Origin of the sequence: uncultured Anaerococcus sp. (assembly GCF_963510575.1) — a bacterium.
Taxonomy (GTDB): domain Bacteria; phylum Bacillota; class Clostridia; order Tissierellales; family Peptoniphilaceae; genus Anaerococcus.
Window position 1 is genome coordinate 1 of the sequence record NZ_CAUPFR010000049.1, and the last position, 11,884, is coordinate 11,884.

The 11,884-nt window shown below is 34.5% G+C and carries 14 protein-coding genes and 1 tRNA gene; 13 read left to right on the top strand and 2 right to left on the bottom strand.

Annotated elements, in window-relative coordinates; translation table 11 throughout:
- Positions 1 to 71: 71 nt before the first annotated feature.
- Positions 72 to 148, bottom strand: a tRNA-Pro gene (locus RQ907_RS04920).
- A 209-nt stretch (positions 149 to 357) separates the two neighbouring features.
- On the opposite strand from RQ907_RS04920, the gene RQ907_RS04925 reads away from it, so the two are divergent.
- The 5 genes from RQ907_RS04925 to RQ907_RS04945 all read left to right on the top strand — a co-directional run bounded on the left by RQ907_RS04925 (position 358) and on the right by RQ907_RS04945 (position 4,702).
- Positions 358 to 1,089 (top strand): NAD-dependent protein deacylase, encoded by a 732-nt coding sequence (locus tag RQ907_RS04925; protein WP_311492273.1) that lies wholly within the window; start codon positions 358 to 360, stop codon positions 1,087 to 1,089.
- Complete coding sequence (locus tag RQ907_RS04930; RefSeq protein ID WP_311492274.1) at positions 1,090 to 1,464, top strand: hypothetical protein; 375 nt, start codon at positions 1,090 to 1,092, stop codon at positions 1,462 to 1,464.
- A 115-nt stretch (positions 1,465 to 1,579) separates the two neighbouring features.
- The gene (locus RQ907_RS04935; RefSeq protein ID WP_311492275.1) at positions 1,580 to 2,755 is read left to right on the top strand and encodes a coenzyme F420-0:L-glutamate ligase; all 1,176 of its coding nucleotides are present in this window, start codon (positions 1,580 to 1,582) and stop codon (positions 2,753 to 2,755) included.
- Between the two features lie 120 nt (positions 2,756 to 2,875).
- On the top strand, positions 2,876 to 3,814 hold the full coding sequence (locus RQ907_RS04940; protein ID WP_311492276.1) for a YitT family protein: 939 nt from the start codon (positions 2,876 to 2,878) through the stop codon (positions 3,812 to 3,814).
- A 51-nt stretch (positions 3,815 to 3,865) separates the two neighbouring features.
- The gene (locus tag RQ907_RS04945) at positions 3,866 to 4,702 is read left to right on the top strand and encodes a hypothetical protein (protein ID WP_311492277.1); all 837 of its coding nucleotides are present in this window, start codon (positions 3,866 to 3,868) and stop codon (positions 4,700 to 4,702) included.
- Positions 4,703 to 4,744: 42 nt separating this feature from the next.
- Here the strand turns inward: RQ907_RS04945 and rd are convergent, their stop codons facing one another.
- Positions 4,745 to 4,900 carry a rubredoxin gene (rd, locus tag RQ907_RS04950; RefSeq protein ID WP_004828001.1) on the bottom strand — a complete coding sequence of 52 codons (156 nt, stop codon included), beginning with the start codon at positions 4,898 to 4,900 and terminating at the stop codon, positions 4,745 to 4,747.
- Positions 4,901 to 5,054: 154 nt separating this feature from the next.
- On the opposite strand from rd, the gene RQ907_RS04955 reads away from it, so the two are divergent.
- The 8 genes from RQ907_RS04955 to RQ907_RS04990 all read left to right on the top strand — a co-directional run bounded on the left by RQ907_RS04955 (position 5,055) and on the right by RQ907_RS04990 (position 11,854).
- Entirely contained in the window at positions 5,055 to 5,432 is a 378-nt protein-coding gene (locus RQ907_RS04955) for an ATP-binding protein (RefSeq protein WP_311492278.1), read from the top strand.
- Between the two features lie 101 nt (positions 5,433 to 5,533).
- Complete coding sequence (gene typA / locus RQ907_RS04960) at positions 5,534 to 7,351, top strand: translational GTPase TypA (protein ID WP_311492279.1); 1,818 nt, start codon at positions 5,534 to 5,536, stop codon at positions 7,349 to 7,351.
- An 8-nt stretch (positions 7,352 to 7,359) separates the two neighbouring features.
- A complete protein-coding gene (locus tag RQ907_RS04965; protein WP_311492280.1) occupies positions 7,360 to 7,947 on the top strand; it encodes a hypothetical protein in 588 nt (195 codons plus the stop codon).
- Positions 7,948 to 7,950: 3 nt separating this feature from the next.
- Positions 7,951 to 8,586, top strand: coding sequence for a redox-sensing transcriptional repressor Rex (locus tag RQ907_RS04970; RefSeq protein ID WP_311492281.1), 636 nt, complete (start codon positions 7,951 to 7,953; stop codon positions 8,584 to 8,586).
- A complete protein-coding gene (gene abc-f / locus RQ907_RS04975; protein WP_311492282.1) occupies positions 8,587 to 10,509 on the top strand; it encodes a ribosomal protection-like ABC-F family protein in 1,923 nt (640 codons plus the stop codon). It begins immediately after the preceding gene.
- A gap of 44 nt (positions 10,510 to 10,553) precedes the next feature.
- The gene (locus RQ907_RS04980) at positions 10,554 to 10,988 is read left to right on the top strand and encodes a hypothetical protein (RefSeq protein WP_311492283.1); all 435 of its coding nucleotides are present in this window, start codon (positions 10,554 to 10,556) and stop codon (positions 10,986 to 10,988) included.
- 115 nt (positions 10,989 to 11,103) lie between these two features.
- Positions 11,104 to 11,388 carry a DUF2273 domain-containing protein gene (locus RQ907_RS04985; RefSeq protein WP_311492284.1) on the top strand — a complete coding sequence of 95 codons (285 nt, stop codon included), beginning with the start codon at positions 11,104 to 11,106 and terminating at the stop codon, positions 11,386 to 11,388.
- A gap of 10 nt (positions 11,389 to 11,398) precedes the next feature.
- Complete coding sequence (locus RQ907_RS04990; RefSeq protein ID WP_311492285.1) at positions 11,399 to 11,854, top strand: Asp23/Gls24 family envelope stress response protein; 456 nt, start codon at positions 11,399 to 11,401, stop codon at positions 11,852 to 11,854.
- Positions 11,855 to 11,884: the final 30 nt, after the last annotated feature.

An 11,884-nucleotide genomic window follows, 5' to 3' on the forward strand; every position in this document is an offset into this window, starting at 1 on the left:
GTTGCTGATTTGTATAAAAGCTATTAATTTTTTAGGACAATAAAAAAACAACCTAGTTGGTTGTTAATCTATGGTCGGGGTGAAAGGATTCGAACCTTCGACCTCATGTTCCCAAAACACGCGCGCTACCAAGCTGCGCCACACCCCGTCGTCACTGACTATTATAATATACTATATAAATAATCCTTTGTCAAATATTTTTTGTTTTTTCTTTGAATTTCTTTTTGCTTTTACTTTTTTTCACAAAAAGGTCTACGAATATAATACCACATCTTTTTTGTTTTGTAAAATCTATTGACTGATGTCTTGTAAGTATTCTTATAAAGATTATAATGATAGTAGATAGGAAGGAATTTTATGGATAATCTTATTGAAGTTAAAAAAATTATCAACGATTCTAATAATATTGTATTTTTTGGTGGGGCTGGAGTTTCGACTGCCTCTGGTGTGCCAGATTTTAGGTCTGCGACAGGCTTATATAATAGGAAGAACGATTCTAAGTATTCTCCTGAATATATGCTTAGCCATGAATTTTTCGTCAACCATCCTGATGAGTTTATGACTTATTGTAAGGAAAATTTGATGCTTGATGGGATTAGGCCTAATAAGGCTCATTACGCCTTGGCGAAGCTTGAGAAAATGGGCAAGCTTAAGGCTGTGATTACCCAAAATGTGGATGGTCTTCACCAAGAAGCGGGGAGCAAAAATGTTATTGAGCTCCATGGAAATTTGAGGGATTATTATTGCGTGGATTGCCACAAGAATTTTGACTTGGCTTATGTGAAGAAATTCCCGGCTGAGGCTCATTGCGATGTATGTGGTGGTGTTGTTAGGCCTGATATCGTTCTTTATGGCGAGGGGCTTGACCAGAATAATATTTCCTATGCGATTAATTTGATTGCTCAGGCGGATGTTTTGATTGTCGGTGGAACTAGTCTTGTGGTTTATCCTGCGGCGGGTCTTATTGATTTTTATAGGGGTAATAAGTTAGTTTTGATTAATAAGGATACTACACCTCGTGATAGCCTTGCTGATTATATTATAAAGGGTGATATTGCTGAGGTTATGAATAGTTTGGTAGGTGATTAGGTGCAGAAAAAATACGGTATTGATGAGTATGGGATATTTTTAGTTTGGATTGCTATTGTGGCAGTGCTTGTGGCTTATTTTATTAAGTCTACTCTTTTAAATGGCATTTCTTCTTTTATTGTGATTTATGCTATTTTTAGGACTATGTCTACAAATATTCTTAAGAGAAGTCAGGAAAATCAAATTTTTCTTGAAAGTGTTATTGATCCGATTAAGGGCATTTTTGGGAAGGATCACAAGGATAAGTCTAAGGATGATGGTTTTAAGTATATTTCTTGTCCTTCTTGTGGTCAAAGGCTAAGAATCCCTAAAAATAAGGGGAAAATCAAGGTTAGATGCCCAAAATGTAAGGAAAAATTCGATGCTAAGAGCTAAACTTTTAGCATTTTTTAGTTTTTTTAGGAATATAAATTAATTTAAAACTTTTTGCATTTTAGTGTTTATTTTTTTAAAATATGGTTGTATAATTTGGTTGAAAGGGGAGAAATAAATGCCAAGATTAATAGGAACTGTTGCAATGGGCCTTAGGGCACCAATTGTAAAAAAAGGTGACGATTTAGTACAAATTGTCGGTGATATTGTTGAAAAAGTAGCTAAAGAAGAAGTTAAACTTCGTGATAGGGACGTTGTTGCTGTTACTGAGTCACTTCTTGCTAGAAGCCAAGGTAATTATGCTTCAATTGAGCAAATTGCTAAGGATTTTGCAAATAAGTTTGATAACGATGAGGTTGCGATTCTTTTTCCAATCCTTTCAAGGAATAGATTCTCAATCCTACTTAAGGCTTTCGCTTTATCAGGTAAAAAACTTCACATCTGCTTATCTTATCCATCAGATGAGGTTGGTAACCTTGTTATGGATGAGATGGACCTTTTCAATTCAGATGTAAATGCTTATACTGATGTATTAAGCCTTGAAGAGTTTAGAAAAGTTGCTGGAGATTATAAGCACATCTTTACTGAGATGGATTATCCAGAATTTTATGGTGAAATTGCTAAAAATTCTGAAATTCACTTCTTAAATAATCCAGTAGATGCTCTTAAGTTTACAGATAATATTTTAGTTGCTTCTATTCATACAAGAAATATAGTAAAAAGACAACTTGTAGAAGCTGGAGCTAAAAAAGTTTTGAAACTTGATGAGATTCTTACAGAGTCTGTTGATGGTTCAGGTTTTAACCCTGATTATGGCTTACTAGGCTCAAATCTTTCTACAGGTAATGTTGTAAAACTATTCCCAAGAAATGCCCAAGAATTTGTTGAGAAGATTCAAAAGAGACTTATCGCAGAAACTGGCAAACATGTTGAGGTTATGGTTTATGGCGATGGAGCTTTCAAAGATCCAGTTGGTCACATTTGGGAACTTGCAGACCCTGTTGTTTCACCAGGATTTACAAGTGGTCTTACAGGAACACCAAACGAACTTAAATTAAAATATGTAGCAGATAATGATTTGTCAGACCTTTCTAGCGAAGAAGCTGCAGAAGAATTTAAGAGATTGGTTAGAAATAAGGATAAAAATACCGACTCTAATAAGAGATTAGGTACAACACCTAGACAGATTACAGACCTTTTAGGTTCACTATCTGACTTGATTTCAGGATCTGGAGATAAGGGAACACCTATTATTCTAATCCAAGGATACTTTGATAATTATTCAAATGATTAATTAAAAATAAATAGTTGAAAAAATGAACCAACTTTGGCTAGGAGACTAGCATAAAAGTTGGTTCATTGTATAATTGATACATACATTTAATTGTAAATTTTATAAAGATGGAGAGTAGAATTGAAAACTGATGAGTCTATTGACCTTGGTCAACAAAGTAACCCGCAGATTAGAAATATTGATGAACGCAATGTCAAAACTAGGGAGTATAAGCTTTTTTGGATGAGCTTTGCTGCCATTCTTATGGCATGTGGTACTCACTTTTTTAAATACCCCAACTCTTTTGTTATAGGTGGAGTAGAGGGTATGAGTATTATTACTTCAATGTTTGTACCCTTTAATCGTCCACAGTTGACCCTATTTTATAACATAGTTTTGCTTGTAATAGGATTTTTTGTGATTGGCAAGAAATTTACAATTAGGACAGGATATGTAGCCATCCTAAACTCGGTGACAGCCCTTCTTTTGGATAAGATTTTTCCAATCCACGGCTCGCTTACAGATAACAAGATGCTTGAATTAATTTTCACCCTACTTATGTCGTCAGTAGGTTCTGCAATTTTATTTAATCTAGCAGCCTCATCTGGTGGTACAGATATTATCGCTATGATAATGAAAAAATACACATCTCTTGAGGTAGGCAAATCACTTCTTGTTGTGGATTCTTTATTTACTATTGCTTCTATAAAAATATTCGGAATAGAAATTGGTTTGTTCTCAATTTTGGGTCTTATGATGAAGGGAATATTTGTTGATATGATAATAGGGTCAATGAATACTGCCAAATTATTTATAATAATAACATCCAAGACTGAAGAAATAGGAAACTTTATAAAGAAGGAATTGAATAGGTCAGCTACAATTGTTGATGCAAGAGGTCTTTACAAGGGGACTAATATATCTGTTTTCTTTTGCGTGACAAGCACTTTTGAATCGGCTAAGTTTAGGTCTTTTATTAAAAAAATCGACCCATATTCTTTTATTACTATATTAAATACATCATCTATAATTGGCAAGGGTTGGTATTCGTCAGATGATAGCTTAGATAGTGGAGAATAATTGTCTAAATGCTTTCATTCGGGTAAAATCTTGGTAGGAAGGTGATTAAAGATGCGAAAAATTATAAATATAATTCTAATAAGTTTTTTAACTTTTAACCTAAGCTTCACTAGTTTTGCATCAGATGATCAACAAGTAAAAGAAGGTACGCCTCAGAAGGCTGGAGAGAAGATAATAGTAACTGAGAAACCAGTTCCGGTTTCTAAGCTAGAAGAAAATCCAAAAGAATCGGCTAAAAAAGAAGAAACAAAAGCAGAAAATAAATCAGAGCCTGTAGATTCAAAAAAAGAGGATTCTGCTTACAAGGATAAAAGAGAGGCACCAGCTACTGAAAAAGCTCCAAATCCAGAAGCAGAAAAGATTGATAAGGTAGTTGATGACTTGGTTTTGAAGTTGGATAAAAATTCTAACCTATCCAGGGCTTTGTCAGATATGCAAACAACTATAAATACCGATAATAAAGCCAAGGTTAATACAAAAGACGTAAGCGAAAAAACAGAAGCAGTTATTAAGGATTACAACCAAAAAATCCAAACTGCAACTACAGACAAGCAGAGAAAAAAGTTTGAAAATGAAGCGGCAGCTAAGATTAATTCTATAAAGGAGAATCAAGCTGTATCTAGTACTCCAAATTCATCAAATCCTGAAACTAATGATGACCTACCAGAAAAAAAGAAAAAAATTCTCCTTGAGGTAAAACCTGATAAGGAAGATGAAGATGAAGATAGGAGCCAAATTCTTGCCCTAAATCCAACAAATGATAAGGAAGACCAGGATATGTTTTTCCTATCAAATCCAATTGTAATCATTGCGTTAATATTTGTAATCGCTTTGGTTGTGGCAATAGGGATTGTTATTAGAAATAAAGAAAAAAATGAAAATAAATAATTGCAAAATAAAAGAGGCCCAAAGGCCTCTAAATTTTTTTTATTATTCAGCTTCGAACATATCTTTGCCAACACCACAAACTGGGCATACCCAATCCTCTGGAAGATCAGCAAATTCTGTACCGGCTTCAATACCGTTATCAACATCACCTTCAGCTGGATCGTAAATGTATCCACATGCTGTACATACGTATTTCATTAAAATTGTCTCCTTTCATAATCTACTATGTTTATATTATACCACAGATTCGAAATTTTAAACAGGAAATTTTAGAATAAGTCTAAAGAAATTGGGAAAAGATGAAAATGGTAGGAAAATAGAAAAAGGGGTATTAATTTCTTAGGAGCTAGAGATGGAGATAATTAGAACGGTCATACATTCTGACCTAAAAGATATAAAAAAATTTAGAGACAAGTTCATAGATATCCTTCAATCACGATTTTATGAAGAAAATCAAATCTTTAGACTAAGGCTAATCTTGGATGAACTTACTGCAAATTCCTATAAGCATGGCAACAAAAAAGATAAGACAAGGTTTATAGAAATTTCTATAGTTTTTGATAAGACTTACCTAATAATCAAGGTTAAGGACCAGGGTACTGGTATAAATCCATGTCAGGATAGGGAAAAATTTTCAGAGTCTGGCAGGGGAATTGACCTTGTAAAAAAACTCTCAGATAAGGTAATTATAAACAACAATACCATCGCTTGCCTCATACGATATTCTTGACAACATCCTTTAGGGGGTGTTTTTATTTGCCATTTATTGATAATTAATTCACATTAGGTATAATATATTGATAGAATTTGTTAGCATGAAAGAAGGATTTAATGATTAGAGAAGATGTTAGAAATGTAGCAATAATTGCCCACGTAGATCACGGAAAAACAACACTTGTAGATGGTCTACTTAAAACATCAGGTTTATTTAGAGAAAATGAAGCGGTAAAAGAAAGGGTTATGGATTCTGATACCATTGAAAAGGAAAGAGGAATTACAATCCTTGCAAAAAATACTGCTGTATCTTATAAGGGAATGAAGATTAATATTATTGACACTCCTGGCCACGCCGATTTTGGTGGAGAAGTGGAAAGGGTGTTAAATATGGCAGAATCTGTTGTACTTGTAGTAGATAGCCACGAAGGTCCTATGCCACAAACTAAGTTTGTACTTAAAAAGGCAATTGAATTGGGACTTCCAGCTATAATTTGTATCAATAAGGTAGATAGACCTGACCAAAGGATAGATGAAGTTGAAGATGAAATCATAGACTTATTTATTTCCTTAAATGCAGATGAGTCTTACCTTGAAAGTCCTTTTGTCTATGCCTCAGCTAAACAAGGTTGGGCTAGCTCTGAAAAGGGTGTCGTAAAGGAAGACATGACAGACCTACTTGATACTATAATCGAATATACTCCAGCCTTTGAAGCACCAGATACAGATGACTTTAAGGTTTTAGTTTCAACTACAGATTACAATGAATATTTGGGCACCATTGCCATTGGTAAGGTAGAATGTGGTACAATTAGGAAAAATGCTCCAGCAATTATCACAAATTATAACGAACCAGATAGGCTGGTTAAGTCTAAAGTCGTAACCATCTATGAATTTGACGGTTTAAATAGGGTCGAGGTTGAAGAATCTAAGTTTGGTTCCATAGTGGCTATTTCTGGTATGGAAGATATTGGCATTGGTGATACTATCGGTACAGAAAATGACCATGAACCAATCGAATTTACAAAGATTTCTGAACCAACCCTTTCCATGACTTTCTCTGTAAATGATTCACCATTTGCAGGTCGTGATGGAAAATATGTCACAAGTAGACATATAAGAGATAGGTTATTTAAGGAAGCGGAAACAGATGTTTCTCTCAGGGTTGAACCAACAGAAACTACCGAAGCTTTCAAGGTTTCAGGCAGGGGTGAACTTCACCTATCTGTACTAATTGAAAACTTAAGAAGAGAAGGCTATGAATTCCAAGTTTCAAAACCAGAAGTAATGTTTAAAACTGACGAAAATGGCAAAAAACTTGAGCCAATTGAACTTGCAACTGTAGATGTTGACCAGATATATACAGGTTCAGTTATAGAAAAACTGGGACGTAGGAAGGGTGAAATGATTGATATGCACCCATCTGCTTCAGGTTATACCAGATTGATATTTAGGATACCTGCGAGGGGCCTAATTGGTTATAGGACAGAATTTATGACCGATACAAAGGGTACAGGTATTTTAAATACAGAATTTGAAGGCTATGACAAGTACAAGGGAGATCTTGAAAGAAGACCTCTAGGAAGCCTTATAGCTACAGAAAAAGGACTTGCAACAGCTTACGGTCTAAATGCTGCCCAATCTAGGGGCCAATTATTTATCGAACCTGGCGAAGAAATCTACGAAGGCTTAATAGTAGGTTCAAATGCTAAGGGACTTGATATTGACGTAAATATTTGCAAAAAGAAAAAAATGACCAATACCAGAGCAAGTGGTAACGATGATGCAATTATCCTCACACCTGCTAAAAAGATGAGCGTAGAAGAAATGATGGAATTTGTCGAGGAAGACGAATTGATAGAAATCACCCCTCACAACCTAAGGATTAGGAAGAAAATTCTTGATGCTCAAAAGAGGTATAAGTCTAAAAAATAGGAGTGGCTATGGAAAATAAGGTTGAAAGAAGAATTAGTAAAATATTAGTCTTTCTAATCATAATCTTATTTCTCTTAACTATTTCACAAAGATTCTCTGGAAGCTGGGTTTTAAGCCTAGCCTGGTATGTTTCGTTTTTAACATCATGGGTAGCCATGCTTGGCTACTCATTTGATGTACTACTAAATAAAAAAGCTAGGGGTTTTTCGATTCTAATAGCGATTGTAACTAGCATAGCCTTTGCATTTTTATCAATCCATGGCCTATCAGCCTTGGCAATTTTTGTAAGGGTGCTTCCAAGGAAAATTGTGATTAATAACGATTTCTTTATAGCCTACAACCAATTAATATTTTATTCGTGCTTGGTTGTTGTGTATTTTCTACATCTTATAAATGTTATTTCTCTTAGAGAAAAAAAAGAAGTAGAAGAACCAGTTAAACTTAGTGAAGAAGAGTTAAGAAAAATTAGGGATGAAAAGTTAGATAGTATAATTGCTGAGATTGATAGGAAAGATGACAGTCTAAGCGATGAGGATAGGAAGATACTAAATTCTCATATCTTAAATGATGGAGATGAACAAGAATCGGAGATTTAATTTATGACTAAACAAAATATTTCTTTGTCTGTAATCAAAAGACTTCCTAAGTACTACAGGTATTTAGAAAGTATAAATGAAAAGGGAATAATTAGGGTCTCATCTAAAGAGCTATCAGATATAACTGGCCTTACAGCCAGCCAAATTAGGCAGGATTTGAATCATTTTGGTTGCTTTGGCCAACAAGGTTATGGCTATAATGTAAAAGAGCTCATTGATGAATTATCCAAAATTATAGGTGTTGATAAGAGCTATAAAATAATTCTTATTGGTTATGGTAATATTGGTCATGCCCTTTATCAATATAAATCTTTTGGGGATCTTGGCTATGAGTTTCAGGCAGTTTTTGATAAGGAACCTAAGAATTTATCAAATCATGATTTAAAGGTAAGGGATATAAAGGATCTCCCTGAGTTTTTGGCTAATAACAAGATAGATATAGGAATCATTGCCACACCAAAACAAGCGGCACAAGAAGTGGCAGATTTATTATGTGAAGGAGGAGTAAGAGGGATTTGGAACTTCTCACCAGTTGACCTAAAGGTATCAAATGGCACTGTTATTGAATCTGTCCACCTTGATGAATCATTATTTACCTTGACATATTTTATGAATTCTCCAGAGGATTTTATATTTTAAATGAATGTACTTAACGTATCGAACTTAGCCAAGTCTTATCCAAATAAGACAATATTTGATGGATTAAGTTTCAATTTAGAAAAGGGGGATAAGGCAGGACTAGTTGGACTAAACGGTGCTGGCAAGTCTACCCTTTTTAATATCCTAACAGGTAGGCTCCGCCCAGACGATGGGAAGATTTTTATCCCCCAAGATGTAAAAGTTGGATATTTGGAACAAATCCTAAGCCTTGATTCTGATATGACTATCTATGATTATTGCCTATCAGTATTTGAAGGTCTAATTCAGCTTGAAGCTGAGATAAGGGATCTCGAAAAAAAGATGAGCACAGAAACAGACCCTGATAAGCTTGCCGCAATCATGGATGAATACACAAGAAAATCTGAAAGCTACCATAGCGAAAATGGCTATGCCATAGAAAGTGAACTCGAAGGTACACTTTCAGCCATGGGATTTGCTAAGGAGGATTTCAATAAGAAAATTTCTGACCTATCAGGTGGGCAAAAAGCAAGGGTAGAACTTGCTGGGCTTTTATTAGAAAAACCAGACTTATTATTACTCGATGAGCCAACCAACCACCTGGATATAAAGGCCATAAATTTTCTAGAAACTTTCATCAAAAATTACAAGGGAACAGCCATAATCATTTCCCATGATAGGTATTTTTTGGATGCTACAGTAAATAGGATGATGGTCCTAGAATATGGCAAATTATCTACTTATTCTGGAAACTACACGGTTTTCATGGAAAAGAGGAAAAAAGATAGGGAAGTTAGAATCCACCAATATAAGAGCCAACAAAAAGAAATCGAAAGACAAGAAGAAATAATCGACAGGCTCAAAAATTTGGGTGGGTCAAAAAGAAAAAGAGGTATTTCCCAATCAAGGTCTAGGCAAAAACTTTTAGACAAGATGGAAAGAATCGAAAAGCCAATAGAATTATCTGACACCATGAACCTTAAATTCACCCCTAGAATCCAATCGGGAATGGATGTTTTGAAGGTCGAAGATTTGAGGATGTCCTTTGATGATAGGGAAATTTTTAAAAATATTTCCTTTGATATATATAGGAACGAAAGAGCAGCTATTATCGGAGATAATGGAGTTGGAAAGACCACCCTATTTAAGATTGTCCTTGGCGAACTCTTCCAAGATGGGGGAAAAGCTAAGATGGGCGAATCTGTAAATGTGGGTTATTTTGACCAGGAACAAAAATCACTAAATCTCGAAAATACAATCTTTGATGAGATTAGAGATGCTTTTCCAATGTTAACCAACTTTGAAATTAGGTCCTACCTAGCTAAATTTATGTTTTACGATACAGATGTTTTTAGGGAAATTTCTGAATTATCTGGAGGGGAAAGGGCTAGAATCTCCCTCCTAAAGCTAATGATTTCTGATTGTAATTTCATTTTGATGGACGAACCAACTAATCACTTAGACATTGATAGTAAGGAAATATTAGAAGATGCTATCCTGGATTTTGAAGGCACTTGTTTAATAATTTCCCACGACAGGTATTTTTTAAATAAGATTGCAACCAAAATTTTAGACATGAAAAAAGATGGGATGGACCTTTACCTTGGCAATTATGATTATTACCAGGAAAAACTTAAGGAAATGAATCTGACTGAGGAAGAAAAGACCACAGTTACCAAGACTCAAATTAAAAAAGAAAGAAAAAAAGAAAAGCTTAAGAGAGACGAAATCAAGGCCATAAAAAATAAAATAAAGTCAATCGAAAAAAATATGGAAGAGATTGATAAAAAGATTAAAGACCTAACCAAAGAAAGTTTGGCTGAAGGTTTTTATGATAATCAGGCGAGGGTAGCTGAAGTCTTTAGGGAAATGAAAGACCTAGAAGACATGAGGGATGACCTTGATGAAGAATGGCTCAATTTGAATATGGAACTTGAAGAATGATTGAGAGATTTTATTCAGGGTATTAATTAGTTAAGGAGACTTGTATGGGAAAAATAATGAAATTTATTTATTCTTTCATGTTAATAGTATTAGTCCTCTTGGGGGCCTTGTTTTTGCTAGTAGGAATTGATATAAATAGCCTTCCTCTTACAGCTGTGGAACTTGGTTTCCTTGATGATTTATTATCAAATGTAGTCTTTGTAAAGGGATTTTTCCTTAGCCTTGGCGTGATTTTGATTGTATTTTCTATCGTAATCCTTGTCACTCTCAAGCAAAATTCCAATAGGGGCTATGATCTTATTTTGGAAGACGAAAGAGGAAGCATACTCCTTACTAGAAAATCCTTACAAGCTCTTATGGAAAAAACTATTGACAAGTTTTTTGATGTGAAATGCGTAAAGACTAAGGCTATCATTATTGAAAATCAAAGGATAGAAGCAAAGGCCCTTGTAGATTATTTTGGAAATGAAGATATATAAGCCCTTTCTGAAAAAATTAGGGCAGATATACTTAAAAGCCTAACAGATTTCACTGAAATAACCGATATAAGGCTTGATTTAAAGATTGATAAGAAAGAAGTAGAAGACAGACGCAATGGAAGATATTAAGAAAAACACAGACCCTAGTATGGCAGATGTTGAGATGAGAAAACTTGATATTAAGGAAAAAAACAAGGCATCTTTTCTTAACTTCTATAGAGAAAATAAGGGCAAGGTAAATTCGCTTTTTATTAGCCTTTTAACCCTAGTCTGCCTATTTAACTTTGGTTTTTTCAAGACCTTGGGAATATGGGTGGTTATGGCGATAGGCTATATAGTTGGAGCTTATTTTGATAGGGATGGAAGAGTGATTCAAATAATTAGGAAAATTTTAAATTAAGGAGAAAGTCATGACAGATAATATCAATAAAGAAGTAAAAAAAGACCTTAACGATGGTAGGGAACTAGCCTACGAAGAGTCAAAATTAATTATCGAAGATAAGGTTGTTGCAAAAATTGCTAGAATTGCCATTAATAATGTAGACGGTATCCTAGATATGAAGGGAAATATTGCTGACTCTATTGGTTCGTTTTTTGGATCTAACGATAGGAAAACTGCTGGTGTAAATGTTGAAGTTGGCCAAAAGGAAGCGAAAATTAACCTAGATGTTATTATAGAATATGGCAAGAATGCTCGTCAAATTTTCAATGATATCCAAAGGGCTGTTAGTCAAAATGTTAAGGAAATGACCGGTCTTGATGTTGTGACAGTGAATGTAGATGTTGTTGATGTATTAACAAGAAAAGAATACGAAGAAAAGCAACAATCAGCCAAAGATAGTGAAAAAACACAAAACAATTATTAAGTCTTGGGGCCAGGTGTGGCCCTTTTTGAG

Coding starts and splice junctions, on each gene's coding strand:
- RQ907_RS04945 (WP_311492277.1), top strand. CDS start 3,866: ATGCGAAAAATTATAAATATAATTCTAATAAGTTTTTTAACTTTTAAC.
- RQ907_RS04955 (WP_311492278.1), top strand. CDS start 5,055: ATGGAGATAATTAGAACGGTCATACATTCTGACCTAAAAGATATAAAA.
- RQ907_RS04925 (WP_311492273.1), top strand. CDS start 358: ATGGATAATCTTATTGAAGTTAAAAAAATTATCAACGATTCTAATAAT.
- RQ907_RS04980 (WP_311492283.1), top strand. CDS start 10,554: ATGGGAAAAATAATGAAATTTATTTATTCTTTCATGTTAATAGTATTA.
- typA (WP_311492279.1), top strand. CDS start 5,534: ATGATTAGAGAAGATGTTAGAAATGTAGCAATAATTGCCCACGTAGAT.
- abc-f (WP_311492282.1), top strand. CDS start 8,587: ATGAATGTACTTAACGTATCGAACTTAGCCAAGTCTTATCCAAATAAG.
- RQ907_RS04935 (WP_311492275.1), top strand. CDS start 1,580: ATGCCAAGATTAATAGGAACTGTTGCAATGGGCCTTAGGGCACCAATT.
- RQ907_RS04985 (WP_311492284.1), top strand. CDS start 11,104: ATGGAAGATATTAAGAAAAACACAGACCCTAGTATGGCAGATGTTGAG.
- RQ907_RS04990 (WP_311492285.1), top strand. CDS start 11,399: ATGACAGATAATATCAATAAAGAAGTAAAAAAAGACCTTAACGATGGT.
- RQ907_RS04965 (WP_311492280.1), top strand. CDS start 7,360: ATGGAAAATAAGGTTGAAAGAAGAATTAGTAAAATATTAGTCTTTCTA.
- RQ907_RS04970 (WP_311492281.1), top strand. CDS start 7,951: ATGACTAAACAAAATATTTCTTTGTCTGTAATCAAAAGACTTCCTAAG.
- rd (WP_004828001.1), bottom strand. CDS start 4,900: ATGAAATACGTATGTACAGCATGTGGATACATTTACGATCCAGCTGAA.